This window comes from Oligella ureolytica DSM 18253, assembly GCF_000373745.1.
In the GTDB taxonomy this organism is placed as follows: Bacteria; Pseudomonadota; Gammaproteobacteria; order Burkholderiales; family Burkholderiaceae_B; genus Oligella; species Oligella ureolytica.
Genome location: NZ_KB892313.1, coordinates 20669 through 46635 on the forward strand (window position 1 = coordinate 20669; position 25967 = coordinate 46635).

The 25967-nt window shown below is 43.1% G+C and carries 30 protein-coding genes; 7 read left to right on the plus strand and 23 right to left on the minus strand.

Features of this window, described 5'->3' with window-relative positions:
- Genes B092_RS0108795 through B092_RS0108805 form a run of 3 tightly spaced genes read left to right on the plus strand, consistent with a single transcriptional unit; the run spans window position 1 to window position 2278 of the window.
- Window positions 1-459 carry a molybdenum cofactor biosynthesis protein MoaE gene (locus tag B092_RS0108795; RefSeq protein ID WP_018574870.1) on the plus strand — a complete coding sequence of 153 codons (459 nt, stop codon included), beginning with the start codon at window positions 1-3 and terminating at the stop codon, window positions 457-459.
- A complete protein-coding gene (locus tag B092_RS14110) occupies window positions 447-1067 on the plus strand; it encodes a molybdenum cofactor guanylyltransferase (protein WP_018574871.1) in 621 nt (206 codons plus the stop codon). The genes B092_RS0108795 and B092_RS14110 overlap by 13 nt, the downstream gene beginning before the upstream one ends.
- Window positions 1067-2278, plus strand: a complete 1212-nt coding sequence (locus B092_RS0108805; RefSeq protein ID WP_018574872.1) for a molybdopterin molybdotransferase MoeA — start codon at window positions 1067-1069, stop codon at window positions 2276-2278. Before B092_RS14110 ends, B092_RS0108805 begins: the two co-directional genes overlap by 1 nt.
- Before the next feature lie 16 nt (window positions 2279-2294).
- On the opposite strand, the gene fdhD is transcribed toward B092_RS0108805, so the two are convergent.
- The 4 genes from fdhD to moaC all read right to left on the minus strand — a co-directional run bounded on the left by fdhD (window position 2295) and on the right by moaC (window position 5361).
- The gene (gene fdhD, locus B092_RS0108810; RefSeq protein ID WP_018574873.1) at window positions 2295-3086 is read right to left on the minus strand and encodes a formate dehydrogenase accessory sulfurtransferase FdhD; all 792 of its coding nucleotides are present in this window, start codon (window positions 3084-3086) and stop codon (window positions 2295-2297) included.
- Between the two features lie 29 nt (window positions 3087-3115).
- Window positions 3116-3787 (minus strand): formate dehydrogenase subunit gamma, encoded by a 672-nt coding sequence (locus B092_RS0108815; protein WP_018574874.1) that lies wholly within the window; start codon window positions 3785-3787, stop codon window positions 3116-3118.
- A 2-nt stretch (window positions 3788-3789) separates the two neighbouring features.
- A complete protein-coding gene (gene fdxH / locus B092_RS0108820; RefSeq protein WP_018574875.1) occupies window positions 3790-4707 on the minus strand; it encodes a formate dehydrogenase subunit beta in 918 nt (305 codons plus the stop codon).
- Between the two features lie 171 nt (window positions 4708-4878).
- Complete coding sequence (gene moaC, locus B092_RS0108825; RefSeq protein ID WP_018574876.1) at window positions 4879-5361, minus strand: cyclic pyranopterin monophosphate synthase MoaC; 483 nt, start codon at window positions 5359-5361, stop codon at window positions 4879-4881.
- 122 nt (window positions 5362-5483) lie between these two features.
- On the opposite strand from moaC, the gene mog reads away from it, so the two are divergent.
- Window positions 5484-6095 carry a molybdopterin adenylyltransferase gene (mog, locus tag B092_RS0108830; protein ID WP_018574877.1) on the plus strand — a complete coding sequence of 204 codons (612 nt, stop codon included), beginning with the start codon at window positions 5484-5486 and terminating at the stop codon, window positions 6093-6095.
- 79 nt (window positions 6096-6174) lie between these two features.
- On the opposite strand, the gene moaA is transcribed toward mog, so the two are convergent.
- From moaA to mltG, 6 genes are all read right to left on the minus strand, one after another.
- On the minus strand, window positions 6175-7149 hold the full coding sequence (gene moaA, locus B092_RS0108835) for a GTP 3',8-cyclase MoaA (RefSeq protein ID WP_018574878.1): 975 nt from the start codon (window positions 7147-7149) through the stop codon (window positions 6175-6177).
- A 187-nt stretch (window positions 7150-7336) separates the two neighbouring features.
- Window positions 7337-7972 carry an ankyrin repeat domain-containing protein gene (locus B092_RS0108840; RefSeq protein WP_018574879.1) on the minus strand — a complete coding sequence of 212 codons (636 nt, stop codon included), beginning with the start codon at window positions 7970-7972 and terminating at the stop codon, window positions 7337-7339.
- A 26-nt stretch (window positions 7973-7998) separates the two neighbouring features.
- Complete coding sequence (locus B092_RS0108845; RefSeq protein WP_018574880.1) at window positions 7999-8784, minus strand: TatD family hydrolase; 786 nt, start codon at window positions 8782-8784, stop codon at window positions 7999-8001.
- Window positions 8785-8818: 34 nt separating this feature from the next.
- The gene (gene holB / locus B092_RS0108850; protein ID WP_040608380.1) at window positions 8819-9871 is read right to left on the minus strand and encodes a DNA polymerase III subunit delta'; all 1053 of its coding nucleotides are present in this window, start codon (window positions 9869-9871) and stop codon (window positions 8819-8821) included.
- A gap of 15 nt (window positions 9872-9886) precedes the next feature.
- Window positions 9887-10516 carry a dTMP kinase gene (gene tmk / locus B092_RS0108855; protein ID WP_018574882.1) on the minus strand — a complete coding sequence of 210 codons (630 nt, stop codon included), beginning with the start codon at window positions 10514-10516 and terminating at the stop codon, window positions 9887-9889.
- Window positions 10516-11529 carry an endolytic transglycosylase MltG gene (gene mltG, locus B092_RS0108860; RefSeq protein WP_018574883.1) on the minus strand — a complete coding sequence of 338 codons (1014 nt, stop codon included), beginning with the start codon at window positions 11527-11529 and terminating at the stop codon, window positions 10516-10518. The genes tmk and mltG overlap by 1 nt, the downstream gene beginning before the upstream one ends.
- A gap of 207 nt (window positions 11530-11736) precedes the next feature.
- Between mltG and ygfZ the strand changes: the two genes are divergently transcribed.
- Window positions 11737-12729, plus strand: a complete 993-nt coding sequence (gene ygfZ / locus B092_RS0108865) for a CAF17-like 4Fe-4S cluster assembly/insertion protein YgfZ (RefSeq protein WP_018574884.1) — start codon at window positions 11737-11739, stop codon at window positions 12727-12729.
- 55 nt (window positions 12730-12784) lie between these two features.
- Here the strand turns inward: ygfZ and B092_RS0108870 are convergent, their stop codons facing one another.
- The 3 genes from B092_RS0108870 to B092_RS0108880 are packed head-to-tail and all read right to left on the minus strand — an operon-like array spanning window position 12785 to window position 14746.
- Entirely contained in the window at window positions 12785-13927 is a 1143-nt protein-coding gene (locus B092_RS0108870; RefSeq protein WP_018574885.1) for an enoyl-CoA hydratase/isomerase family protein, read from the minus strand.
- Window positions 13920-14297, minus strand: a complete 378-nt coding sequence (locus B092_RS0108875) for an RnfH family protein (protein ID WP_018574886.1) — start codon at window positions 14295-14297, stop codon at window positions 13920-13922. The genes B092_RS0108870 and B092_RS0108875 overlap by 8 nt, the downstream gene beginning before the upstream one ends.
- 8 nt (window positions 14298-14305) lie before the next feature.
- Window positions 14306-14746 carry a type II toxin-antitoxin system RatA family toxin gene (locus B092_RS0108880; protein WP_026253691.1) on the minus strand — a complete coding sequence of 147 codons (441 nt, stop codon included), beginning with the start codon at window positions 14744-14746 and terminating at the stop codon, window positions 14306-14308.
- Between the two features lie 133 nt (window positions 14747-14879).
- On the opposite strand from B092_RS0108880, the gene smpB reads away from it, so the two are divergent.
- Window positions 14880-15335, plus strand: coding sequence for an SsrA-binding protein SmpB (gene smpB / locus B092_RS0108885; RefSeq protein ID WP_018574888.1), 456 nt, complete (start codon window positions 14880-14882; stop codon window positions 15333-15335).
- A 70-nt stretch (window positions 15336-15405) separates the two neighbouring features.
- Here the strand turns inward: smpB and B092_RS0108890 are convergent, their stop codons facing one another.
- The 4 genes from B092_RS0108890 to ppsA all read right to left on the minus strand — a co-directional run bounded on the left by B092_RS0108890 (window position 15406) and on the right by ppsA (window position 19633).
- Entirely contained in the window at window positions 15406-16335 is a 930-nt protein-coding gene (locus B092_RS0108890) for an SPFH domain-containing protein (protein WP_018574889.1), read from the minus strand.
- A gap of 2 nt (window positions 16336-16337) precedes the next feature.
- Window positions 16338-16772 carry an NfeD family protein gene (locus B092_RS0108895; protein WP_018574890.1) on the minus strand — a complete coding sequence of 145 codons (435 nt, stop codon included), beginning with the start codon at window positions 16770-16772 and terminating at the stop codon, window positions 16338-16340.
- Between the two features lie 27 nt (window positions 16773-16799).
- Window positions 16800-17129 (minus strand): FKBP-type peptidyl-prolyl cis-trans isomerase, encoded by a 330-nt coding sequence (locus B092_RS0108900; RefSeq protein WP_174222139.1) that lies wholly within the window; start codon window positions 17127-17129, stop codon window positions 16800-16802.
- Window positions 17130-17257: 128 nt separating this feature from the next.
- Window positions 17258-19633: a phosphoenolpyruvate synthase gene (gene ppsA, locus B092_RS0108905; RefSeq protein WP_018574892.1), complete on the minus strand. Its 2376-nt coding sequence runs from the start codon at window positions 19631-19633 to the stop codon at window positions 17258-17260.
- Window positions 19634-19975: 342 nt separating this feature from the next.
- Between ppsA and ppsR the strand changes: the two genes are divergently transcribed.
- Complete coding sequence (gene ppsR / locus B092_RS0108915; RefSeq protein WP_018574894.1) at window positions 19976-20806, plus strand: posphoenolpyruvate synthetase regulatory kinase/phosphorylase PpsR; 831 nt, start codon at window positions 19976-19978, stop codon at window positions 20804-20806.
- Here ppsR and B092_RS0108920 read toward each other — a convergent pair.
- The 6 genes from B092_RS0108920 to lpxD all read right to left on the minus strand — a co-directional run bounded on the left by B092_RS0108920 (window position 20803) and on the right by lpxD (window position 25957).
- Window positions 20803-21624, minus strand: a complete 822-nt coding sequence (locus B092_RS0108920) for a TrmH family RNA methyltransferase (RefSeq protein WP_018574895.1) — start codon at window positions 21622-21624, stop codon at window positions 20803-20805. The genes ppsR and B092_RS0108920 overlap by 4 nt on opposite strands.
- A 12-nt stretch (window positions 21625-21636) precedes the next feature.
- Entirely contained in the window at window positions 21637-22275 is a 639-nt protein-coding gene (gene rnhB, locus B092_RS0108925) for a ribonuclease HII (protein WP_018574896.1), read from the minus strand.
- 39 nt (window positions 22276-22314) lie between these two features.
- On the minus strand, window positions 22315-23487 hold the full coding sequence (lpxB, locus tag B092_RS0108930; RefSeq protein ID WP_018574897.1) for a lipid-A-disaccharide synthase: 1173 nt from the start codon (window positions 23485-23487) through the stop codon (window positions 22315-22317).
- A 12-nt stretch (window positions 23488-23499) separates the two neighbouring features.
- Complete coding sequence (lpxA, locus tag B092_RS0108935; protein ID WP_018574898.1) at window positions 23500-24294, minus strand: acyl-ACP--UDP-N-acetylglucosamine O-acyltransferase; 795 nt, start codon at window positions 24292-24294, stop codon at window positions 23500-23502.
- A 57-nt stretch (window positions 24295-24351) separates the two neighbouring features.
- On the minus strand, window positions 24352-24804 hold the full coding sequence (fabZ, locus tag B092_RS0108940) for a 3-hydroxyacyl-ACP dehydratase FabZ (RefSeq protein ID WP_026253692.1): 453 nt from the start codon (window positions 24802-24804) through the stop codon (window positions 24352-24354).
- A gap of 76 nt (window positions 24805-24880) precedes the next feature.
- Window positions 24881-25957, minus strand: coding sequence for a UDP-3-O-(3-hydroxymyristoyl)glucosamine N-acyltransferase (gene lpxD / locus B092_RS0108945; RefSeq protein WP_018574900.1), 1077 nt, complete (start codon window positions 25955-25957; stop codon window positions 24881-24883).
- Window positions 25958-25967 lie beyond the last annotated feature (10 nt).

Here is a 25967-nt window from a genome sequence, read left to right on the forward strand (position 1 = left end):
ATGTATAGCATTTCAATTCAAGAGCAAAGTTTCAATTTGGATGATGAGGTTCGTCAAGCCGAGTCTTCCATCAATAATGCCGGTGCATTAGTAAGCTTTACAGGACGTGTGCGTGCACATGATTATGAAACCCCCCTAAGTCATTTGTTTTTAGAGTATTTTCCCGGTGTAACTGAAAAAGAAATCGAGAAAATTATTCTACAAGCACAGATACAATGGCCCATACTCTACACTCGGGTGATCCATCGTGTAGGTCGCATCAATAGTGGTGAGAATATTGTCTTAGTACTAACCGCCAGCGAGCATCGCAAAGCAGCATATCAGGCCAACGAATTTATTATGGACTACTTAAAGACTCGCGCACCTTTTTGGAAAAAAGAGCATTTTCTTAATGGTGATGAGCACTGGGTAGAAATGAAGCAGTCTGATTTAGAGCACAGTGAGTCGTGGCAGAACTAAGGACTGAACTCCCCTCTTTTGCAGCTATTATTCTTGCCGGCGGCTTAGGTCGACGCATGGGATACCAACAAAAAGGTCTGATGCCATTGCATCAACGACCTTTGCTGAGTTATGCGCTTGATAAAGTGCAGCCATACACTAAACACATTGTTATTAGTGCAAATAAGTCCTTAGCACAGTATCGCGATTTTGGTTATCCTGTGGTTAGCGATTTAGAGACTTATGCGATGCGTGGGCCATTAGCAGGTATTTATAGTGCAATCTCTACTCTTCCCAATGATATTGAGTATGTACAGGTTTTGCCTTGTGATACGCCTTATTTACCGGATGAGTTAGTATCGGATTTTTACCATTTTCTTATTAATGAACCAGACAAAGAAATGGTTATCGCGGTGACAGAAAGCAAAGAGCACCCGGTGATTATGCAGCTTAAAATGAGCGTAATGACTAAACTAAAAGATTTTTTAGACGGTCCTAGCGAGCTTAACCGCGTGATGACCTTTATAAAAAGCTGTGATTATGGCACGATAAAATACAGCAATAGCGATCAATTTACTAATATCAATGACACCAGCCTATTACAAGGCAATTATCAAAAAGGACAATAATGAGAGATTACTACGACGCCCTTGATGACTTATTATCCAATGCCACGATGACCCAGGCGTTTGAGGAAGTACCTATACTTGAAGCGGCAGGCAGAGTGTTGGCTCAAGATCTGAAAGTAAACTACCCTGCACCCCAATTTGATAATAGCGCAATGGATGGCTATGCAGTTAATGACGTCAATCGTCGCCAATGGAAAGTCATCGGCATGATTTCAGCTGGCGATGAGAGCGCCCAATTTACCTTACAGGCCGGTGAAGCCGTACGAATTTTTACGGGCGCAGGCATTCCTAATCATTGTGATACGGTAATTCAACAAGAGTTAGTGTCGCGCGATGAGGATGTTATCCGTATCGAAGAGCCCTTTGCTATAGATAAAAATATTCGCCGTCAAGGTGAAGAGCTCCAAAAAGGTGCCTTATTACTCGATGCGAATCGTCTGATTACTCCTGCGGCAATCGGTCTGTTGGCAAGCCAGGGCTATGCGACTGTCCCCTGCTTTAAAAAGCTTAAAGTGACTGTCTTTTCCACGGGCGATGAACTGACTCCCTTAGGTCAGGCATTGGAAATCAATCAGATTTATGATTCTAATCGCCCAATGCTCTTAAGTATTTTGCAGCGATTTAAATTCCTTGAAGTTCGCAGCGGTGGCGCAATTGAAGACAATCTAGAGACTCTTAAAGCACATATTACTGAAGCGATGGAAACTGAGGATGTACTTATTTTCACGGGTGGCGCTTCCGTCGGCGAAAAGGACTATTTAAAACAAGCACTCGATAACTTAGGTGAGATTGAGCATTGGAAAATGGCCATTAAGCCCGGCAAGCCGTTTGGTTGGGGCAAAGTAGGCAGCGGTACCAAGGTGTTTCTTCTACCCGGTAATCCTGTCGCAAGCTATGCTACCAGCCTATTGCTAGCTATTCCGGCAATGAAACGTATTGCCGGCGTGAGTATTGAAAAGTCACGACCGGTTAGTTTTAAAGCAAGAGCTGATTTTGATGTCCCTAATAACAAATCAATAAGACGAGACTTTAGGCGTGCAATCATTAAAAATGATGAGTATGGGGCTTGGGCTGAACTGCTGACAACTCAAGATTCACATATGCTTTCAGGAATTAGCTATGGTGATGTATTGGTTGAGGTGCCAACCGCACAATCAATAAAACGTGGCGATTTAGTCAACGTGTATCCATTAATTGGTACGCATGACTAAGTAGCAAAACTAACCTCTAAATCAAGTTTTCGATGCCGTTGTAAACTATTTGGCGATGAGGTCGGGCAAAACCGACTAGGGTTAAACCGGCCTCTTTTGCCAGATTAACAGCAAACTGAGTTGGTGCTGATACCGCTACCAAACAAGAAATACCACTCAACGCAGATTTTAATACCATCTCGTAACTGGCACGACTGGATACGACAACAAAGCCTTCTTTCCAGTTAATTTGATGCTTCATGGCGTGGCCAATCAATTTATCTAAGGCATTATGTCGACCGACATCCTCAAAACTTAATTTGATTTCTCCATCTTGGTTGGCCCAAGCAGCAGCATGAACAGAACCTGTGGATTCACGTAAGGGCTGCATTTGATTGAATTGCTTTAAGGCCTTTTCAATGGCGTCTGAGGTTATTTTTATATGATAATCAATGGTGGCTATTTCAGGTTTGACCGCCTCTAAGTTTTCAATACCACAGAGTCCACAACCTGTGCGGCCTTGCATATTACGGCGTCGATGCTTAAGCTCTACAAACGCTTCAGAAGCAATCTCCATATCGACAATCATGCCCTGTTCGCTCTCAAATACCTCAACGTCATACAGTTGAGAAGGCCTTTTGATAATGCCTTCACTTAAGCTAAAGCCTAATGCCAACGCCTCCAGATCGTGAGGCGTCGCCATAAGAACAATGTGAGACACCCCGTTGTACACGAGTGATACAGGGGTTTCTTGAATGAGAACGTCTTGAGTCGGTGTGATTACACCATCCTCAAGACGCCATATAGATGCTTCAGATAATGGATTCATGAAGCTAATTTTACCTGCTAATAGAAGATTTATAAAGCAGTACCGCTTTCGGATCTAGCTTTTTGTTCACGCTTAGCCATCACCTCGCGATACCAACGAGGGTGATGAGTACGAGCCCAGGCTTGGCTAACAACGCCCTCGACCATCGCGCGAATGGTACCTTGAACCCAGATAGCAGCATAGGCATGAACAATAATACCTGCGATTAATACTAAGGCCGAGCCGGCATGCAATAACAAGGCAACGCGCTTAACAGGGATAGGAACAACCTGACCAAAATACGTATGCCATGCTAGAACGCCTGTGATTAATAAGCAAATCATACAGATGCTCATTAGCCAGAACATCGCTTTTTGTCCGGCATTGTACTTGCCTACATCACCAACCGCTCTACCTTTTAAGACTTCTCCAACGGAGGTTAACCACTTCCTATCTTCCTTGTTAAGGAAGTTATGTCTGAAGTAGCGGAAGAACATGATTGTAAAGCTGATGAACATGACAACGCCAATCCACGGATGGATCATGCGAGCCAATTGTGGCGTACCGAAAATACCGGTCAACCAGAAGAAAGCAGGATAAAAGAAGGCCAAACCGGAAACTGCGAGCAGAATGAAACAACCGGCAGTTACCCAGTGGTTAACTCGTTCGACCTTGCGATATCGTTGAATAACGGTTTCAACTTTTATGTTAGGCTGTGTCATGATTACGCCTCCTCTTTACTTTCAAGTACTTTACCGCTATCGGTTAGCACCTCGTGCTTTTCTTCATCAGTTCGGCTGGGACCGATAGTGATGTAGTGTAACCAGCCTAAGAAGCCGGCAGCAGCAATACCTACAGTCGCTAGAGGTTTTAATATACCCTTCCAGACTTGAACTGTAGAACTGATTTTAGGATCGGTTGGTAAACCACTGTATAGGTCTGGTCTGTCCGCATGGTGCAATACATACATAACGTGCGTACCGCCAACACCTTCAGGGTCATATAAACCGGCATTTTCAAAGCCACGGCTATTAAGGTCTTTGATGCGGCCTTCGGCAAAGTGCTTCATATCTTCCTTGGAGCCAAAACGAATCGCTCCGGTCGGACAGGTTTTAACACAGGAAGGCTCTTGACCAACAGCAACACGGTCTGAACATAAAGAACACTTATAGGCTTTGTGATCTTCTTTTGAGATGCGAGGGATATCAAAAGGACATCCGGCCACACAGTAACCACAGCCAATACAGTTTTCTTGATGAAAATCGACAATACCATTTTCATACTGGATAATGGCACCGGGTGACGGACAGGCTTTTAAACAGCCCGGATCCGCACAGTGCATACAGCCATCCTTGCGGATAAGCCACTCTAGCTTACCGAACTCCTCAGTTTCGCTAAAACGCATGACAGTCCAAGATTTGGGCGTCAAATCCATTGGGTTATCGTAGACACCAACGTTAGTGCCAATATCATCTCTCAGATCATTCCACTCAGAACAGGCTACTTGACAGGCCTTACAGCCAATACAGGTTGTCGTATCAATTAACTTCGCTACTTCAACAACTGGCTTACGTACTTGAGGTGGAGGCGTAACAGTTGACGTCGCCGAGCGTCGCTTAATATCGAGTGATTGTAGCGCCATCACACTTCTCCTTAAAAATCGTTAAAACATTTAAGCATAATAACCATGCTTATTACATAATTATTACGCAGATCGCTTCCATTATATATCTTCGGGCAATAAAAGTAATCCATGTATTCCCTAAAAACACATGAGACACTATTTAGCAACAAAAAAACAGCCGTTTAACTGCTAGCTGCGCTCAAAATCGCCAGATTTACCACCACTTTTTTTAACAAGTTGCACCGTTTGAATAATCATGCCCTTATCTACTGCCTTGAGCATATCGTAAATGGTTAACAATCCGACACTGGCAGCGGTTAAAGCCTCCATTTCGACCCCGGTTTTGCCGAGTGTTTCTACGGTCACTTCAATAAATGCTCTTTTTTCTTCAGGGAAAAGTTCAAAGTCTACGTTGATGTGTGTCAAAGCCAAGGGATGGCAGAGAGGAATTAGATTGCTTGTTTGTTTAGCTGCTTGAATGGCTGCAATTCTGGCAACACCAAAAACATCGCCTTTTTTGCTTTGTCCCGAGGCCAATAAATTATAAGCAATCTCGTTCATCAGGATCGAGCCCTCTGCAACTGCTTGTCTCTTAGTGGTATCTTTGTTGGCAACATCAACCATATGTGCCTGGCCTTGTTCATTAAAATGACTAAGTTTTTGTTCCGACATAATTATTCCGAAATTAAATTGACTACTTATAAACTGATTCATTATAAGGTTTCTGCTGAGTCTATGCGTGATATAGTAAACAGCGTAAATTTTCGAATTATCAGTATTGGAGATACTAATTGATGAGTAATACTAATGACGTCGGTTTTGAGTTAGAAACTCTCAAGGTGGGTGTTGTATCAGTCAGTGATAGAGCATCTAAAGGTGAGTACGTTGATGAAGGCGTGCCTGGCCTTAAGTCTTGGCTTGATGCTGCGGTGATCAATCCGATAGAGTATATTGAACGCTTGATTCCTGATGAGCAGGAGCTTATTTCTGACACACTCAGAAAATTAGCCGATGAGGAGAAATGTCATTTAATTCTGACGACGGGTGGCACCGGCCCCACCCCTCGTGATGTGACACCTGAAGCGACGTTAGCTGTTGCTGAGCGTGTGATACCAGGATTCGGTGAGCAAATGCGTCAGATCTCTTTAAATTTTATTCCTACCGGTATCATCTCTCGCCAAGTAGGTGTCTTGCGCGGTGGTAGCGTCATTTTAAATTTACCCGGTCGTCCTAAAGCGATTGCTGAAACTTTAGGGGGTCTAAAAGATGACTCTGGCAAACAAAAAGTTCATGGTATTTTTGCCTCGGTTCCATTTTGTATTGAGTCAGTTAGCGGCTTAAAAGTCAGATGTAGAGCCGATGTCTGTAATGCGGTGTATCCGGGCGAAAAATGGCAGCCTTTATAGTTAATTAGATAGGTACTATATCTAATTAAGACACAAAAAGAGGACTAATGTTGATTGATCTGATTAGTCCTCTTCTTTTTTAGCCGCCGGTTTTTGCCATAATGCGAATGACTTGTTCGGGTTTTTCGTTAAACTCGTGCTTTTCAGGCTTGAGTTCAATCGCCAAACGCAGGGCTTCTTCTAGTTCGTGGTCTGAACAGCCTGAGCGTAGGTAGGGTTTTAAATCAAAACTGTCATTTTGACCTAAACATAAATGTAAAACCCCATCCGCTGTCATACGTACGCGATTACAAGTTTCGCAGAAATGCTGAGAACGTGGCGTAATAAAACCTAAAGAGAAACTGCCGTCAGCAGTTTCCCAGTAACGAGCGGGACCCCCGCCATGAATGCGGGTAGATTCTATCAGACCAAATTTAGCTTGTGCTTTTTCTATCTCACCCTGTAAATTGACATAACCTAAGCTTTGACCGGTGACGCCCATGGGCATCACTTCAATAAGCCGTAAGGTGAAGCCGCTATCCATGCAAAAGCGGATCATATCCTCAATGCTTTGGATATTAACGCCAGGAAGCGGCACCATATTGACTTTGGTTCTTGTAAAACCGGCTTTTTTAACGGCCTCTAATGCCTCTAAGACCTTAGTTAGTGTGTCACTACCGCTGATTTTTTTGACAACGCTAGAGTCTAAGGAGTCTAAACTGATATTAAAGCGAGTGAGACCGGCATCTTTGAGAGGCTGTGCGAGACGAGCAAGCTGGGTGCCATTGGTTGTCATTGAGAGATCTTCGACCCCATCGATAGCGGATAGACGACTAACCAAATCAACGACATTTTTACGTAACAAAGGCTCACCGCCCGTCAGTCTGAAACGTGAGGTGCCAAGACGAGCAAAAGCAGAAACAACTCGCTCAATCTCATCAAAGGTAAGATAATTTTCGGCGTGCTCAAACTCTGTGAACCCCTCAGGGATACAGTAAGTACAGCGCAAATCGCATTTATCAATTAAGGAAATACGTAAGTATTCAATGCGTCTATTGAAACGATCAATTAACATGATTACGTTCTCCTCCTGGTTAAAATGGTAAACTCAAAATCTAATCGCTCCGCTATTTTGTACAGGTGTTCTGTGCAATCTGTATGCAACTCAAAGCGTGTATGGTATTTCAATTATAGCAGATACCCGACTGTAATAGTCGGGTAAAATTAAGGTGCTTTTGAAAGGTGTAATTAAGCTTGCTATTTTATTTATTTAGCAATTCTATTATCATACGATTATTTCTTTCTTTAGCAAGGTCAAGTGCACTAACACCATCAAAATTCACCGCATTGGGATCTGCACCCGCTTGGATTAATGCCTCAATCGATTTGGTATTGCCCGAACTAACTGCCATCATTAGCGGGTTAGAGCCATCGGGAGCCGGTGAATTGGGCCATGCACCATGATCTAATAAAAGCTGAACGATCTTGGCATTGCCTTTGATGGCAGCATAGTGGATGGGTGACCAGCCTAAATGATTTAAATCGGCGCCTTTTTCAATGAGTGCTTTAACTCTCTCAACATCATCGGCTAAGGCAGGATACATGATAGGACTTTCATGGTAGCTGTTTTTCTTATTAATATCGACTTCAGGACGCTGAAGCAAAGCATCAAAGCTTTTTAAAGCACCTTCCCTATAAGCATAAATTAAAGCCGTGTGACCATCGCCATTGAGGATATTAGGGTCCTGACCTTGACTGATGGCTTCATTGATGTTGTTCACTCGATCATTGCGAACGTCTACCCACCAATCATTTGCGAGTGCTGTGCCACTCATCGTGAAAACCAGCAGCAAGGCACTGATCAGGATACTGATTTTTGATTTAAACGCGTTAATCATACTTTTCTCTTTGTGAATTAAAAAGATTAATCGACAGAAACAGGTTTTTTTACTTTCTTAAATAAATCAAAAAAGTTTTGAGTTGTCGCTTCTTTGACTAGTTTAAGTGGAATTTGTTTCAGTTCGGCAATTTTCTCAGCCACATGAATCACTAAAGAAGGATCGTTTCGCTTGCCGCGATAAGGAACCGGCGCCAAAAAAGGTGAATCTGTTTCTATCAATAAGCGATCTAAAGGTGTTTTAAGCGCAACCTCTTGAACCTCTTTGGCGTTTTTAAATGTCACAATACCCGACATGGAAATATAAAAACCAAGCTCCATAGCTTGTTGAGCCATCTCCCAATCCTCGGTAAAACAATGCATCACACCGCGACAACGCTCAGCCCCCTCTTCGCGTAAAATTCTCATGGTGTCTTCTTTGGCTGCGCGCGTATGAATAATCAAAGGCACATCAGCGGCAATGGCTGCGCGGATATGAGTTCTAAAACGATCTCGTTGCCATTCTAAAGGCTCTTCGCTTCGAAAATAGTCTAGACCGGTCTCACCCACCGCGACCACTTTGGGATGTGTCAGATAGTTAGCCAGATCCTCTTCACTGAGTTCTGGTGTGTTTTCGTACTGTGGATGAATGCCAATACTGGCCCATAGATGATCATGCTCTTCTGCAAGTTTCAATACGCTTGGGAAGTCAGGCTCTGATACTGAAATACATAGTGCAGCACCCACATCATTGGCCTTCATAGAGGCTAATATACTATCAAGATCTTCAAGAAGTTCGGGAAAATTTAAATGACAATGTGAATCGATAAACATAATTTTTACTTAATACTACTCAATACAATAATTCTTAATGTGCGCGTGCTAAGAAGACGAGCATGACGCGTTGTAAGCATGCTTGTATCAACAGACGCTTATTAAAACTATGAGCAGAAGTAGCCTGCTCTTTGCTAAGCCAACTGAATAAATCGGCTATTTTAATATCACTCAGCCCACCCGCTATTTGTTTTGTATGCGCTTCTAAACTAGGAAAATAACGAGAAGCAAGACCATGATGGTTAAGCTGAAGATCCAATAATAAACGCTGTAAACTATCAATCCACTGCCTAGTTTCAATTTTATCAAGTTTATCTATATAAGGCTGGATGTCAAGCAACTCCCGATCGGCCAGGCTTCTCACAAACTCACCGAGCCAATAACGCACCGGCTCATAGTCGGACTCACTCTCCTGCAATGCTCTCAGCGGAGCGCCACCGGCTGCCGTTAAAGCAAGGTGCGGTTCGCGAACTCCCTGTGTTTTAAGCCATTCTACGCTTAGCTCGGTATCAGGAATAGGTAAATGAAGCCGCTGACAACGTGAAATAATGGTTGGCAATAACTTTCGAATATTGTTGGAAACCAATAAAAATCGCGTATCCCCTAAGGGCTCCTCAAGGATTTTCAAAATAGCGTTGGCCGACTCATGATTGAGTCGTTCTGCCGGATAAATAATTAGTACCTTGGCACCGCCTCGATGACTAGTCAGGGTAAAGAAATTCTTTTGATCGAGATTGCGAATTTGTTGTACGCGAATTTGACTGGATTGGTTTTTAGAGGAATCACTGCTTGTTTGCTCTTCACTTGGCGCAATACTTAAACGCTCATACATAGCATCAGGTACGACAATTCTTAAGTCCGGATGGTGATTAAGGCTAAGCCAGCGACACGCTTGGCATTGACCGCAGGCTTGATGGCCATTGCGATTTTCGCATAGCATTGAGGCTGCGGCAGCATGAGCGAACTGGAATTTACCAATACCCTCATCCCCGTGGATAAGCCACGCATGAGTAAAACGATCATTTTGCTCTAACCATTGCTGAGCGATGTGTTGCTGCCAGGGTAAAAATTGAGAGACTTGATTCATAATAGTACCTGACACTTAAGATTGCTGAAGATGAATTTTAAGCCGATCATTAATCGCCTGACATACCCGTTTAGCAACCCTCTCTTTGGGCTGACTGCTATCGATAATAACAAAACGCTCAGGATCATCATTAGCTCGCTTTAAATAAGCCGCTCGGACGCGCTCAAAAAAATCTGCTTGTTCTTGTTCAAAACGGTCCAGTTGACGCTCACGCAACATACGTGCACGCGCAATCTCTAAGGGCAAGTCGAATAATAACGTAAGGTCAGGCTCTAATTCCGGATGCACTAAATCAACCAAGGATTGAATCTTTTGATGCGACATCTGGCGCCCACCACCCTGATACGCAAAACTTGAGTCGGTAAATCGATCACAGATGACCGCCCTGCCGGCCGATAAAGCCGGCTTGATAAGCTGATTAATGTGCTCTTGACGAGCTGCAAACATTAATAACAGCTCTGTTTCAAGACTCATATTCTGACTTAGTAGGATCTCTCTTAAGCGTTCAGCCAAGGGGGTACCACCTGGCTCTCGAGTAGTCACAATAGCATATCGATGTGCTTTAAAACACGATGAAATACACTCCATATGTGAACTTTTACCGGCACCATCAACTCCTTCAATTGTTAGAAAAAAACCCTTCACTACTCACCTTTATTAAGAATAAAACGTCTGACGTTACGATTATGCTCTTGCAGATTTTTTGCAAAAGCACTGCTGCCATCGCCGCGAGAAACAAAATAATAATAATCATGTTTGGCCGGTTGGCTTGCTGCTTTTAGTGAGGCTAAGCTGGGATTGGCAATGGGCGTAGGCGGTAAGCCCTTGCGCGTATAAGTATTCCAAGGTGTGTCCGTTTGGAGATCGACCTTACGAATTCGGCCCTCGTACTTATCGCCCATACCGTAGATTACCGTCGGATCGGTTTGTAAAAGCATATTAGCTTCTAAGCGATTCATAAAAACTCCCGCGATATTTTCTCTATCAGCCGCTAAGCCCGTTTCCTTTTCAATGATAGAAGCCATAATCAACAGTTCATAAGGACTTTTTAAAGGAATACTCGGATCCCGACTTTGCCAAGACGCTTGTAAATGGCTTTGGAATTGAACATAGGCACGGCGCAAAATATCAAAATCCGTATCGCCGGGCACAAATACATAGGTATCGGGAAAAAACAGGCCTTCGAGTGATTCGTATGGACTACCTAAACTCGCTAGTAACTCCTCAGGCTTCTCAGCATCTAAAGTAACAATAATATCAGGATTGGCCTGAATCCTTTCGATAAACTGCTGAGTCGTAAACCCCTCAATTAAGGCAATACGACGCTGGCTCATATCACCGCTGGCGATGCGCTCAAGCACATCTAGAGGCGTATCACCGGCCTTGATTTCGTATGCACCTGCCTTGATCATACGATCTTGCCCTGTGTATCGACCATATAAAATCAATAGATCAGAAAAGGTTAAGACACCCTCATCCTCAAGCAACGTAGCCACGCTACGCAAGGAATCACCACGCTTGATATGAAAATCGTAGACACTGCCATTGATGGTAACAGGTGTTTTTGACCAGTTATAAGCGTAGTAAGCCCCTACTCCGGCTGCAATCAATCCCAGTACGAATAAAGGCAAAAGGAAATACTTAAGGAATTTTTTCATCTCTATTTTTGTATGATTTTTTAATCGAAAAAATGATTTTAACAGGTTAGTTGATAGATAGTCAGTATTCAAAATTGCTAGCAGTTAAGTCGATATCTAAACCCTTTGAACTTAATCGCTATGTTGTTATTCGCATTGAAAAATCAGCCTCATGGCATAATAATAAATGACAATAAGAATTTTTTTTAAAAATAACCGGAGTTATTTATGCCGAATTCTTCTTCTCCAGAAGTTAATTATGCACGACTGGATGATTTCTCAGTATTTAAAGTCAGCGGTGCTGATGCCTTAGAATTTTTGCAAAATCAATTCACTCAAGACATAACCCTTGTTACTCCAGACCAAGCGCAGCTTAGTGCTTGGTGTAATGCTAAGGGTCGTAGCTTAGCCAGTTTTCTAATTTGGCAAGATGCGGAGGCAAGCGATAGCTATTATTTACTCATTAAAAAAGACATCTTAGAGCCTACACTTAAGCGCTTAAAAATGTTTGTGTTTAGGAATAAGGTTGAGCTGGAAGAATTAAATGTCCTTGTTTTGGGATTGTGGTCTGAAGATAAAGGCCTTCAATACGCTCCTGAGGCATTGGGAGGCAAGACAAGTTTCGCTGTTCACCAACAAAACGAGCAGCACTGGATACGTTTTCCTGCACGTGGCAGTGAACAGCGTTATCTTCTCGTACTAAACTCTCAAAATACAGCGAAATTTAATCCACAGGAATTGCGTCCCGATAGCAGCGGGATTGAGTATATTTCTGCTGATGCCGCTTATTGGACAGCACTTGATATTATCCATGCTATTGCTTGGGTGGAACTTGCTAATCGTGAAGAGTTTATTCCGCAGAGCATTAATTACGATGCCATTGGTGCGGTAAACTTCAAAAAAGGCTGTTTCCCCGGACAAGAGGTGGTCGCTCGCAGTCACTATCGCGGTACGCTAAAGCGTCGTTCTTATATTGCATACACCGGACAAGACGCCGCTGATATCAATGTCGGTGCAGATATTTACCAAGGTGATCGACCAACCGGGCAAGTCGTAAATATTGCTCATCTACCTGATAACAAAGGAACTTGGATCTTATTTGAAACTCGCTTAGAAGCGGTTGATGGCAGTACGGGTGAGATCCTATGTTTGGGAGCAGAAGATGGTCCCGAACTGACCGTTCAGGCACCACCCTATCCCTTAGAAAAACCGGAAAACTAATCCTAATTATCAAGAGGTGCTTTTAGAGCACCTCTTTTTAAACGAAGGTCACAGCTTAATCCAGTTGTAGTGGCGATTCCTCATTGTCATGCCACGGCGCTTCAAAATAATCATAAATATCATTGATATCGACTTCTTCAATTGATTGATAGCGCCACTGGGGATCTCTATCCTTATCAATCAATAAAGCGCGCACACCCTCTTGAAACATGCCATCAGATGCACAATGCAACGCAACGATATACTCTAATTCAAACACCTCTTTTAGCGACATATTTTTAGCGTAATCTTGCAAGGTCAAGGCCAAACCTACCGTAAATGCAGAGCCTCGTAACATCGTCGTCGCTGCTTTAGCAAGCCAGTCATCCTCATGATCAGCCAGCTTTTCGATTTCACGATAAACACGCTGATAATCACGCACAGAGCAAATCTGATTAATTAAAGTAAAATTCTTTTGTAATGGACCAGGCGATTTAGCCTCAATACGCGCATACTTACTTAATACATCATGAATTAAGTCATCACGCTCAATTCGGGTTCGTCGCTTACATGGGTAAGTTGGCCATGTTTGGGCTGCCAATTCCTGAATAAAATCAGTCCAAGTGTCTGTTGGTATAGCATAATCAGCAAGACCGGTAAATAAGGCATCATCACTGCCGACAATCGCACCGGTAGCTGCTAAAAAGCGGCCGCTTTGGCCATTTAAACGAGGTAATAGCCAGCTCCCACCGACATCCGGAAATAGACCGATGGTAACTTCAGGCATCGCCAATCGAGCATCATCACTCACCACCCGATGACTACCTCCCGATAATAGACCAATACCTCCGCCCATGATGATACCGCGACCCCAGACGATAATCGGTTTTTTATACGTATGTAAATAGTAATCTAGCGCGTACTCTGTTTTGAAAAAATCGATAGCGTAGTGATTGTTCATCACTTGGCCGCTCTGATTGTCTAACATGCCTTGATACACGCTGGTAATATCACCGCCGGCACAAAATGCCTTGTCACCGCTTGAGTCCAAAATGACGGCGACGATAGCGTCATCTGACGCCCAAGCTCTTAATTGTTGAGTTAGTAACTCAGTCATCTCTAAATCGAGACTATTCAAAGCCTTGGGCCGATTTAAGGTCGCTACGGCAATACGCTTGTCACCACTATCTATGGTTGAAAATAGTACAACGTCACTCATACTCCCTCCTTTTGTGGGTATTGTCATTATGTTCTATATAATCAAAACGCTTTGAACGATCAGGTTTAAAGTGCTTTTTCTTAAGAATGCCGGCTTGCTTATGTGCTGCACGACGCCGGCGCGATTCCATAGGATCAAAGTTTAATCTTCTGTAAACTTCAACTCTATCACCGTCCGTGACAATATCACTCAGGGATTTCACCTGTCCAAAAACGCCCACAGCCTCTATGCAATTAGTCAAGTCAGGAAAATCAGCATATAAACCACTTTGTTTGAGCGCCTGTTCTATCGTACAGCCTGCAGAAGTTTGTAGTTGATGCTGCCATATAGTCTGGGCATCAGCCGCATATATTATTGTAATTGTGATCATAGTCAACGCTAAAAAGCCTCACCGTATTGCTGTTCGGCTCGTTTAGTAAAAGAGTCAATGAAGCTATTGGCGACTTTATTAAAAATAGGACCTAAAATAAACTCGAGTGGCCTGCTGTTAAAAGCATAATTTAGTGTAAACTCAACTTTACACGCATCATCGGCTAAGGCAGTAAAAACCCAGTCACCATGCAGTGAGGAAAATGGCCCATCGATCAATTCAAGTTGAATTCGATTTGGGTAATCGTGCGTATTACGAGTAGTAAAAGTGTGCTTAATCTTAGAAAGTGCAATGGTAACAGAGCCAATCAGCCCATTATCCAAATGCTCCTTAACCTCAGAGCCGCCACACCAAGGCATAAACTCTTTGTACTTATCTACATCAGCGACGAGTTTAAACATTTGTTCAGCACTATAAGGGACTAATACACTGCGTTTTACGGTATGCATATAAATAAAATTGATAATTTGAATGAATGATGGCGAAAATCATCACTTCTTATTAGAATAGATGATTGGTACTTAATAACATATGATCTATATTTTAACGATCAATAGCAAATAAAACACAGAATTAAATAGAATGACCAGGATTGCTGATAATAGAAAAGCACGACACGATTATTTCATCGAAGAAGAATTTGAGGCAGGTATTGTCCTTGAGGGCTGGGAGGTTAAGTCCATACGCGCCGGTCGCGTACAAATCGCAGAGAGTCACATAATTATCCGTGACAGCGAGCTTTTTGTACTTAATATGCATATTAGCCCACTAGAAACAGCCTCAACCCATATCAGGCCGGATGCTACTCGCTCACGCAAATTACTGATGCATAAGCGTGAAATTAATAAGCTAATCGGCCGTGTGGAGCAACGCGGCTATACGCTCGTCCCATTAAACCTTTACTTTAAAAAAGGTCGCATAAAAATGACCTTGGCACTTGCCAAAGGTAAGAAGCAGCATGATAAGCGTGAAACCATCAAAGACCGTGATTGGGAACGTGAAAAAGCACGCATCATGAAAAACGACACTCGTTATTAAATACATTGCTTATATCGGGTGATGAGAGTATCGAGTGGTGAGACGCGTCCCCTATCGCCACCCGAACTACTTAGTCTTTAGATTGTTTGACAACGGTCATTGCACTGGCAACTAAGCCACTAATATCCGAAAGATTCGATGGAATAATCAGCGTATTGCCCTTTTGTGCTAACTGAGAAAAAGCATCGATATAATTTTCCGCTACCTGTAAATTAACCGCTTGTATGCCGCCAGGTTCATTGATAGCACGTGCTACTTTTTTAATTGCTTCTGCGGTAGCGTCGGCAACCGTAACAAAAGCCTCAGCTTCCCCCTGTGCCTGATTGATCTGCATCTGACGATCACCCTCTGAACGAGCGATAGCTGCAGCTCTTTCACCCTCTGCAATATTAATTTGCTCCTGCTTGCGTCCCTCAGAGGCAGCAATTAAGGCTCGCTTCTCACGCTCAGCAGTAATTTGAGCCTGCATGGCATGAAGAATCTCTTTAGGTGGCGTGAGATCCTTGATTTCGTAACGTAAGACCTTAACACCCCAGTTAGCAGCAGCTTCATCTAAGGACGAAACAATCTTACTATTAATATAATCACGCTCTTCAAAAGTCCTGTCCAGTTCCATCTTACCAATCACTGAGCGTAGTGTCGTTTGTGCAAGCTGTGTAATGGCTAAGATATAGTTCGAAGAACCATAAGACGCTAACATCGGATCAGTGACCTGAAAATAAATAACGCCGTCAACCTGCAGCTGTGTGTTATCGCGAGTAATACACACCTGACTGGGAACATCTAATGGAATTTCTTTTAGAGAATGCTTGTACGATATACGCTCGATGAATGGAATGACAAGGCGAGGTCCCGGACTTAAGGCACGATCAAAACGACCTAAGCGCTCAATGACCCAAGCATGCTGTTGAGGCACAATAGCAATTGACTTGAATAAGAAAATAACAGCAAGGACAATGATAATAACCCAAAACCCGAGCGACGTATCAAAATCAAACATAACTAGCTGCCTCCTATAGGCTCTATTATTAAGATAATTCCGCGTATAGCAACGATTTGATGCTGTCCACTCCTAAGCAGAATATAACTGTCTGCAGGTTTGGCTTGCCATTGTGCTCCCCGAAACTTAACATGAGCAAGACGGCGTTCGGTCACCCACTTGTCGACATAAACGGATTTACCAATATCAAGATTTAAGTTTGAATCGGTTTCGCTGGCTAAGGGGTTACGTAAGTGAAATTTACCCATACGCTTCAATACAAACACCCCAATGACAGGGATAATTGCCAGTAACGCTAACTGGATAATGATACTCTGCTCAAGCCAGGCCGCTAGACCTGCAGCTATCGCACCGATGCAAAGTAATAATAAGACAAAGGTGCCACTAAACAACTCCAGAATCAAAGCAATGGCAGCCACGGCAAACCAAATCCACATAAGCAGCCCCTTTAGTTAATTAATAAATCAATTAACTGCTAATAGCTCAACCTCAAAAACGAGTGTGGCATTAGGCGGAATAACGCCACCGGCGCCGCGCGCACCATAGCCTAAATTAGCAGGAATAGTAAGCTTCCTGACGCCACCGACTTTCATGCCCTGGACACCCTGATCCCACCCCTTAATGACATGACCTGCACCCAGTGGAAAAGAAAAAGACTGATTACGATCCTTGCTTGAGTCAAATTTTTGACCACCATCCAATAGCCAGCCCGTGTAATGTACGGTTACCTCTTGGCCTGCTTTGGCTTCGTCGCCAGTGCCTAAATTTATATCTTCGATAATTAACTCAGTCATCAATTTATCCATTTAACGGTTAATACAATGTTGTGAAAATAGTTTACCTGAATACGGTCACGCACATAAAAAAATCCCGCCAATCAATGAAGATTAACGGGACTTAAGCTGAACGCTAAATAGCGTAATTAGCCTTGTTGCTCAGCTAGTTTCTGCCAAGTATCAACTACCGTATCCGGGTTGAGGGACATTGACATAATGCCTTCTTGTTGCAGCCAAAGTGCTAAATCCGGGTGGTCACTAGGACCTTGACCACAAATACCGACATATTTACCGGCCTTGATACACGCTTGAATAGCGCGTGAAAGCATGAATTGAACAGCCGAATCGCGCTCGTCAAAGTCCGCCATGAGTATTTCCATGCCAGAGTCACGATCCAGACCCAAGGTTAACTGAGTCATATCGTTAGAACCGATAGAGAAACCATCAAAGTGCTCTAAGAACTCTTCAGCTAAGATGGCGTTAGATGGAACTTCACACATCATAATAATGCGTAGGCCATTTTCACCACGCTTTAAGCCGTTTTGAGCTAATAGATCAATAACGCGTTCGGCTTGGCTTACTGTACGCACAAATGGGATCATTAATTCGACGTTATCCAGACCCATTTCATCACGCACCTTCTTAAGCGCTTCACACTCCATGCGGAAACACTCAGCAAAATCCTCTGATAGGTAACGTGAAGCACCACGGAAACCTAACATTGGGTTCTCTTCCTCAGGCTCGTAACGGGAGCCGCCTACTAATTTGCGGTACTCGTTTGACTTAAAGTCAGACATACGAACGATAACAGATTTTGGATAGAAAGCAGCAGCGATAGTAGCAACGCCTTCAGCTAACTTCTCTACGAAGAAAGCACGTGGACTGGCATAACCACGAGCAGCTGATTCAACCGCTTGCTTAAGCTCAGAATCCACATTAGGGTAGTCTAAAACAGCTTTAGGGTGAACATTAATATTGTTATTAATGATGAACTCTAAACGTGCTAAACCAACACCTTTGTTAGGAATTCGAGAGAAGTCAAAAGCTAATTGTGGGTTACCGACGTTCATCATCACTTTGATTGGAATCTCAGGCATTTCACCGCGCTTGATTTCCTCGACTTCAGTTTCTAATAAACCATCGTAAATGCGACCCTCATCACCTTCAGCACAAGAAACCGTCACCTCTTGACCTGCTTTTAGTACCTCAGTCGCTTCGCCACAACCAACAACGGCAGGAATTCCTAATTCACGTGCAATAATTGCAGCATGACACGTACGACCGCCACGGTTAGTAACAATCGCTGAGGCGATTTTCATCACAGGTTCCCAGTTAGGGTCAGTCATGTCAGTTACTAATACGTCACCGGCTTGTACCTGATCCATTTCAGAAATATCATGCACAATACGTACAGTACCTGCACCAATCTTCTGACCGATGGCTCGACCGGTAATCAAGACATCACCTGTCGTTTTTAATTTGAAACGCTGCTGTACATCTTGCTTAGATTGCTGAGATTTAACCGTCTCAGGGCGCGCCTGAAGAATGTAAATCTTACCGTCAACACCATCACGACCCCACTCAATATCCATAGGACGTTGGTAGTGCTCTTCAATGATGACAGCATATTTAGCCAGCTCAAGTACCTCTTCGTCAGTAAGAGAAAAGCGGTTGCGCTCAGAGGTAGGGACATCAACGACACGGACAGCATTTTCACCGGGAGCACGATCCTCTTTAAACTCCATTTTGATGAGTTTAGAACCAATGCGGCGGCTGATAATTGAATATTTGTCTTGGGCTAGTGTGGGTTTAAATACGTAGAACTCGTCTGGGTTAACTGAACCCTGAACGACGGTCTCACCTAAACCGTAAGATGAGGTAATAAACACCACGTCTTCAAAACCAGACTCGGTGTCAAGGGTAAACATCACACCTGCGCTACCAGAATCAGAGCGGACCATGCGCTGAATACCTGCTGATAAAGCAACGTCAGCATGGGCAAAGCCCTTGTGAACACGGTAAGAAATAGCGCGGTCATTGTATAAAGAAGCGAAAACGTGATGGATTTTGTCTAAGATGTCATCAATACCGGCAACGTTTAAGAAAGTTTCCTGTTGGCCGGCAAATGAAGCGTCAGGTAAGTCTTCAGCCGTAGCAGAAGAACGTACAGCGAATGTGCCTTTGCCATCGGCGTCTAGCTCAGCAAATGCTGTGCGGATTTGTGCTTCAAGTTCAGGATGGAAAGGAGTGTCGATAATCCACTGACGGATCTCTTGGCCGGCTTCAGCTAACTCACGAACATCGTCAGGATTTAAGCGATTAAGACGGTCGTTAATGCGCTTGTCCAAGTCTGACTGCTTTAAATAGTCACGGAAGGCTTGTGCTGTCGTAGCAAAACCACCGGGCACACGGACGCCGGCAGACGCTAATTGGCTGATCATCTCACCGAGAGATGCGTTTTTACCGCCAACGACGTCGACATCACACATGCGACATTGTTCAAATGAAAGGATATAAGACATAAAAAGTACCTCAAAGATAAAAAAAGCATATTTGTTCAAAAAAACGCTGTTTTGCTAAACAAATAAGCCTTTTGGTGTATCGTGATGTATCCTTTTAAATTGTATTGCCTTAAGTGGTTTTCCCTTAAGTGGTTTTCCCTTAAGTGGTTTTCCCTTAAATTGTATTGCCTTAAGTGGTTTTCCCTTAAATTGTACTTTCTTAAGTGGCACTTTCTTAAACGGTAATACTATTTAAAGTAAATTTTAACCATCATTTAAAGTAAATTTTAACCATCATTAATCCGTAACATTTTTAGGCTACATTGTAGCCCATTCTGGACGACAGAGGAAAAGGTTTTATCCATGGAATTACAAAAACGCACAGTATTTATAGTTTCTGACGGTACCGGCATCACCGCTGAGACTTTTGGTCATTCAGTGTTGTCGCAGTTTACTCATAAATTTAGTTTTGATCAAGAACGCGAACCCTTTGTTAACTCCCCGGAGCGAGCCAAAGATGTTGCACAAAAGATTAATGAGGTTGCAGAGCGTGACGATCTGCCTCCTATTGTTTTCAGTACGATCGTTGACGAAGATATTAATACTTTTTTACGCACGAGTAAGTGCATTTATATGGATATATTTGCTGCCTGTGTCCATCAACTAGAAGAAAGTCTCAATACAAAATCTGATCCTGGGATCGGGCGCTCTCATATCAATGCCACGTCTGATGCTTACCGACGTCGTATCGAAGCGATAAACTTTACCTTAGCCCATGACGACGGGCAGTTTGTTCACGATCTGGAGCATGCTGATGTCATTTTTGTGGGTGTTTCTCGTTGTGGTAAAACACCGACAAGTCTATATTTAGCTATGCAATACTCAGTAAAAGCCGCTAATTTCCCTCTGATTCCCGAAGATTTTGTTCGCGGTACACTACCTAATACCCTGTTGCCTCATCGCCATAAACTATTTGGACTCTCCATTAATCCGGAGCGTTTACATGAGGTTCGTCAAGAGCGTCGTCCGGGTAGTGTCTACGCTGAATTAAGTCAGTGTAAATATGAGGTAGCCGAGGCTGAGCGCATGATGCGCAGAGAAAACATTTCTTGGTTATCGACCACAACCAAATCAATCGAAGAGATTTCAACCACGGTTTTAAAGATATTAAATCTTGACCGTAAGAGCTACTAAGTAGCTGCTTGAGCCAACAGCTGTCGGCGCTGTTCAAATAGCGCAATGCCGCAAGCTACAGCCACATTTAAAGACTCAACCTGATGACTCTGAGGGATATAAATGTGTTTGCTAGCTTGCGCCAACAGCTCATCACTAACCCCCTGCCCTTCATTGCCAAATAGCCAAGCACATTTTTCGGGTATTACACTACCGTAAAGAGACTCTGCTTTGTCATTTAGTGCGGTGGCATACACTGGAATTTGCAGTCGCGTGATTAAGCTCCTCAAATCACAATCGCTATGAATGGTTAATGCGAAATGAGCCCCTTGAGCACTGCGGAGAACTTTCGGTGACCAAGGATTTACCGAGCCGGTAGACAAAATGATATGCTCAATACCTGCAGCTGCAGTCGTTCTAATAATCGTGCCTAAATTGCCCGGGTCTTGTAAGCGATCTAAAAGCACCATAGCTTTTGTCAAAGGAATGGTTGATGCATCGCGTTGAGGCACCTCCACGACCAGTAAAATTCCCTGCGGACTCGGCATGGTACATAATTGCTTAAATAGCGAGTCAGAGAAAATAACGGCCTGAGAAGCAAATTGCTCGTACAGCGCTATTAATTCAGTTGTCGCTGTTTTTTCACTAATTTTTTTAAATGCACTCGACTGAAAAATTGCATAGTTAAGCTTTAATCCTCTCGAATTTTTTAAAAATTCTTGACACAAGTGAATACCTTCCAATAAGCAGAGCTTTTTTTCTTTATTATTAGCGATTTTTACAATATGCTTAAAAGTAGGATTGTTTTTTGAATCGATCAGTTTGGGTTCAAAAGACATAAAACACCTGTATCAGGATGAGGTATTAGCTAAAAAGCGCTTGATGGGCGCAAAACTCTGACGATGAATTGGACAAGGCCCAAGCTTCGCGATTTTACTCAGATGAAGCTTTGTACCATAACCTTTATGTTGAGCAAATCCATACTCGGGATACACTTCATCTAGCGCATATAGTTCAGCATCCCTTGCTGTTTTGGCCAAGATAGAAGCCGCTGCGATCGCTTGTACAGAATCATCTCCCTTAATAATTGCTTGTACCTCTTGGCCATTTAAAAGATTATCCGGCAACTCCATACGTAGTTGCTTAGGTATCTGATTGCCATCGATAAGCACTTGCCTGTGTGGAGTACTGATACCTTGCCATGCTCTAGTCATGGCTAACATGGTTGCCTGTAAAATATTGATCCGATCTATTTCTTCGACTGAGGCTGAGGCGATATGCCAATCTAATGCATTTTCTTTGATGATCTCAGCAAGAGAGTCACGTTTCTTTTCACTCAGTTTTTTTGAATCCATGAGCCCTTCAATGATATTATTTGAATTCAAAATCACCGCGGCAGCAAATACTGAACCTGCCAAAGGGCCTCGTCCGGCCTCATCAATGCCTACGACTAATGAAGTGGATAAAGAACTAGAGTGGGAAAATGCCATTGTTGTTTGCATAAAATAACGAATAAATCGTCAAAGGTTCTATTTGGTGGAGGCGATACGCCAAATTTGCTCAGCAGCTAAACGAGGTGTATCTACTGCCAAGGTCGTATAAAGTGTCTGAAACTTGGTTTGAACTTCTTGAATATACTCACGATCTTCTAGCGCACGCACACAAGAAGCCATCAGTTTATCCGGCGTGACCTCTTCCTGTAGGTGCTCAGGCACAGCAAATTCTCGTAATAAAATGTTGGGCAAACCAATCCAAGGCAGTAATGGCGCAGATTGGCCTGACTTCCATGCCATGATTTTTACCATCAGTGGCGATAAAATATACGCGATGACCATTGGCTTTTTATATAAGGCCATTTCCAACGAAGCCGTTCCACTTGCCAATAATGCCGCATCACACGCTTCCATCACATCACGAGAAATGGGTTGTTCAGATACTGCTTGTGAATAGAGGTGTAAATTAGCCAGCTCAATGCCCTTGCTAATTTCCATAAATTGCTGCTTACGAGCTTCATTAACTAACGGTACGATAAATTGCAAATCAGGATACTTTTGATGAAGCTTTTGAGCTGTTTCAAGAAATACCTTTGATAAAGCATTAATCTCGGATTTTCGGCTACCCGGTAAAATAGCCAATACAGGCTTATCAGGATCTAATCCTAAGCGTAAACGTGCTGCACGAGCATCCGGTTCTGCTGGAATTTGTTGTGCCAAGGGATGTCCTACATAGGTAACCGGTATTCCCTCTTTTTCATAGAGCTCTACTTCAAAAGGAAATAGCACCAACATATGGTCGACCGCACGACGAATCTGCTCAATACGTTGATAGCGCCAAGCCCAAATCGAGGGACTGACAAACTGAACTGTCGGTATACCCGATTTTTTTAGTTGCTCTTCTAATCGCAAATTGAAATCAGGTGCGTCTACGCCAACAAAAACATCGGGCCGCCCTGCGATAGTCTGCTTTTTAAAATTATGATAGATAGAAATTAGACGTGGTAACTGTTTAAGTGCATCGATATAGCCAAAAACAGATAAAGCATCCATGGGATAATTTAATTGTAAACCGGATGCTTGCATGTAGGGACCGCCAATGCCATTAAATTGAAGTTTGGCATCGCGAGCGATCAGACCTTGCATCACACGCGAGGCGAGCAAATCACCTGAGGGTTCGCCCGCCACCATGGAGATTTTATAACCCATTTGCTTTTATCGTTAGCGTCCTACACCGCGAGAAGAAGACTTATCGAAAAAATCAACGAAAGGCTCTAATACATCGGCAATGTCTTTTTCGCTATTTTCTTGCATGTTACGAATAGCAGCGACTGCCTCTTCAACTTTCAAGCTTCTTAAGTAAATGTACTTGTACGCTTCTTTAATTGCTTGAATCTGCGTCGCTGTATAACCGCGTCTTCTTAAACCTTCGGAGTTAACGCCTGCCGGTTTGTAAGGTTGACCCGCACCTAACACATAAGGAGGAATATCTTGACGTATTGCACTCATACCACCCGTCATACTATGAGCACCAATATTGGTAAATTGATGGGCAGCAGCCAAACCGCCGATAATCGCCCAGTCGCCGATATGAATATGTCCAGCAAGTTGAATTCCATTAGACATAACAATTTCATTGCCTAACTGACAATCATGAGCAATGTGAACATAGGCCATAATCCAGTTATTATTACCTAAACGCGTGGTACCGGAATCCTGTACGGTACCGGTGTTAATGGTAACAAACTCGCGGAACATATTGCCGTCACCGATTTCCAGCGCTGTATCCTCACCGTGATATTTTTTGTCCTGAGGTATACCACCTACTGAACAAAATCGGTAGAAGGTATTATTTTTACCAATGATAGTACGGCCATCAATGATACAGTGTTCGCCGACTGTTGTACCCTCACCAATAATTACTTCAGGTCCGATAATTGAGTACGCGCCAACCTTAACACTCTCGTGCAGTTGTGCGCCATCATGAATAATTGCGGTAGAATGAATATTAGCCATAAGAACCTGTTTGAAAATCTGGATTAAGGAATGTGCTTTAGTAAATTGCGAATAAATTTATTCTTCAATTTTACGGATAGCACACATGATTTTAGCTGATGCCACAACATTGTCATCGACATAAGCTTCTGCTGTGTATTTACAGATTGCTTTGCTGATACGATCTGCTTTTACCTTGAGTACTAATTGGTCACCGGGAACCACAGGTGTGCGGAAGCGAGCACCATCAATACCTACTAGGTAATAAGCTGTTTTTTCACGGTCTAAAGATTCACCGTCATCAGATACAAAAGTAAACAAGGCAGCCGCTTGAGCTAAGGCCTCAGTAATTAATACGCCAGGCATGACTGGCATGTGTGGAAAGTGGCCTTGGAAAAAAGGCTCATTAATAGTGACATTTTTGATTGCCACGATGCTTTCGCCCGGAACAATTTCCAAAACTCTGTCCACTAGTAGAAACGGATACCTATGTGGCAAACGCTCCATAATTGCGGCTATATCTAACTGCACTTCTTTACTCATTTTTCTTCCCGAAAACTACTCTATTTTTAAAAAACTATGATTTTGTAGTAAAAAGGCCCTTTTTTTAGAGCTTTTTTTCTAATTCTTGTACTCTTCTGCGTAATTTGTATAAATTTTTGATGACAGCAGCATTTTTTTGCCATTCACTGTGCTCTTCAATTGGGTAAGCTGACGTATAGCGTCCGGGCTTGTTAATGCTTGACATGACACCAGTGGCACCGGAAATATGTACATCATCAGCTAATTCCAAGTGACCTGCTAACATCGCGGCACCTGCAAGGGTGCAACGCTTACCGATAATGCTTGAACCGGCAATACCTACGCATGCGGCCATTGCGGTATGATCGCCAATTTCACAATTATGGCCGATCATAATATGATTATCCAGTTTGACGCCATTACCAATAATGGTATCACCCAACGCACCACGATCAATTGCTGTACACACACCAATCTCAACGTCATTACCTACAACTACACGTCCAAATTGAGCAATTCTGCACCATGCGCCTTTTTCGACGGTATTATCAGGAGCAAAACCAAAACCCTCTGCGCCAAGTGTCGCGTGGCTATGTAAAAGACAGCGATCACCAATGATAGTGCTACGATATAGAGTCACATGAGGATAAAGTTTGGTGTCCTTACCAATAACAGAGTTTTTAGCAATGACTGAATGCGCACCAATTACACTGCCTGTTCCGATTTTGACGCCCTCTTCGATGACAACATAAGGACCAATCGCCACACCATCGGCGATGTCGGCAGAGTCATCGATTACTGCAGTAGGATGAATAACTTTTGGAATCAAATCGATTCGAGTGTCATCAAAGTAATGCGAAATTCGTGCGTAGAGAAGATAAGGATCCTCACAAACAATGACCGCGAAAGGCAATTCTTTAGGCAGTTTATCAACAACGGCCTGTGGCAAAATAACTGCGGCAGCCTTAGTATCCATCAGTAAATTAAACATACGAGGATTGGACAAAAAGCTAATCTGGTTGCTTTCAGCGTGAGATAAAGAGCCTAAGCCTACAATATCTGGTATCGCATGACTATCGCTCTTGATGAGAGAATAAGGGACTCCCTCTGTATCAACCTGCTGTAATAACTGTTCGATTGGAATACTAAGGTTGTTTGACATAGCTACTACT

Excerpts from the sequence above, each read along its gene's own strand:
- moaA (WP_018574878.1), bottom strand. The coding sequence starts at position 7,149 with ATGTTAATTGATCGTTTCAATAGACGCATTGAATACTTACGTATTTCC.
- B092_RS0108815 (WP_018574874.1), bottom strand. The coding sequence starts at position 3,787 with ATGACACAGCCTAACATAAAAGTTGAAACCGTTATTCAACGATATCGC.
- B092_RS0108880 (WP_026253691.1), bottom strand. The coding sequence starts at position 14,746 with ATGCATACCGTAAAACGCAGTGTATTAGTCCCTTATAGTGCTGAACAA.
- ppsR (WP_018574894.1), top strand. The coding sequence starts at position 19,976 with ATGGAATTACAAAAACGCACAGTATTTATAGTTTCTGACGGTACCGGC.
- holB (WP_040608380.1), bottom strand. The coding sequence starts at position 9,871 with ATGAATCAAGTCTCTCAATTTTTACCCTGGCAGCAACACATCGCTCAG.
- fdxH (WP_018574875.1), bottom strand. The coding sequence starts at position 4,707 with ATGGCGCTACAATCACTCGATATTAAGCGACGCTCGGCGACGTCAACT.
- lpxB (WP_018574897.1), bottom strand. The coding sequence starts at position 23,487 with ATGGGTTATAAAATCTCCATGGTGGCGGGCGAACCCTCAGGTGATTTG.
- B092_RS0108920 (WP_018574895.1), bottom strand. The coding sequence starts at position 21,624 with ATGTCTTTTGAACCCAAACTGATCGATTCAAAAAACAATCCTACTTTT.
- B092_RS0108840 (WP_018574879.1), bottom strand. The coding sequence starts at position 7,972 with ATGATTAACGCGTTTAAATCAAAAATCAGTATCCTGATCAGTGCCTTG.
- ppsA (WP_018574892.1), bottom strand. The coding sequence starts at position 19,633 with ATGTCTTATATCCTTTCATTTGAACAATGTCGCATGTGTGATGTCGAC.
- B092_RS0108890 (WP_018574889.1), bottom strand. The coding sequence starts at position 16,335 with ATGTTTGATTTTGATACGTCGCTCGGGTTTTGGGTTATTATCATTGTC.
- lpxA (WP_018574898.1), bottom strand. The coding sequence starts at position 24,294 with ATGGCTAATATTCATTCTACCGCAATTATTCATGATGGCGCACAACTG.
- rnhB (WP_018574896.1), bottom strand. The coding sequence starts at position 22,275 with ATGGCATTTTCCCACTCTAGTTCTTTATCCACTTCATTAGTCGTAGGC.
- B092_RS0108875 (WP_018574886.1), bottom strand. The coding sequence starts at position 14,297 with ATGATCACAATTACAATAATATATGCGGCTGATGCCCAGACTATATGG.
- moaC (WP_018574876.1), bottom strand. The coding sequence starts at position 5,361 with ATGTCGGAACAAAAACTTAGTCATTTTAATGAACAAGGCCAGGCACAT.
- B092_RS0108895 (WP_018574890.1), bottom strand. The coding sequence starts at position 16,772 with ATGTGGATTTGGTTTGCCGTGGCTGCCATTGCTTTGATTCTGGAGTTG.
- B092_RS0108870 (WP_018574885.1), bottom strand. The coding sequence starts at position 13,927 with ATGAGTGACGTTGTACTATTTTCAACCATAGATAGTGGTGACAAGCGT.
- B092_RS0108900 (WP_174222139.1), bottom strand. The coding sequence starts at position 17,129 with ATGACTGAGTTAATTATCGAAGATATAAATTTAGGCACTGGCGACGAA.
- ygfZ (WP_018574884.1), top strand. The coding sequence starts at position 11,737 with ATGCCGAATTCTTCTTCTCCAGAAGTTAATTATGCACGACTGGATGAT.
- B092_RS0108795 (WP_018574870.1), top strand. The coding sequence starts at position 1 with ATGTATAGCATTTCAATTCAAGAGCAAAGTTTCAATTTGGATGATGAG.
- mltG (WP_018574883.1), bottom strand. The coding sequence starts at position 11,529 with ATGAAAAAATTCCTTAAGTATTTCCTTTTGCCTTTATTCGTACTGGGA.
- lpxD (WP_018574900.1), bottom strand. The coding sequence starts at position 25,957 with ATGTCAAACAACCTTAGTATTCCAATCGAACAGTTATTACAGCAGGTT.
- B092_RS0108805 (WP_018574872.1), top strand. The coding sequence starts at position 1,067 with ATGAGAGATTACTACGACGCCCTTGATGACTTATTATCCAATGCCACG.
- mog (WP_018574877.1), top strand. The coding sequence starts at position 5,484 with ATGAGTAATACTAATGACGTCGGTTTTGAGTTAGAAACTCTCAAGGTG.
- B092_RS0108845 (WP_018574880.1), bottom strand. The coding sequence starts at position 8,784 with ATGTTTATCGATTCACATTGTCATTTAAATTTTCCCGAACTTCTTGAA.
- fdhD (WP_018574873.1), bottom strand. The coding sequence starts at position 3,086 with ATGAATCCATTATCTGAAGCATCTATATGGCGTCTTGAGGATGGTGTA.
- smpB (WP_018574888.1), top strand. The coding sequence starts at position 14,880 with ATGACCAGGATTGCTGATAATAGAAAAGCACGACACGATTATTTCATC.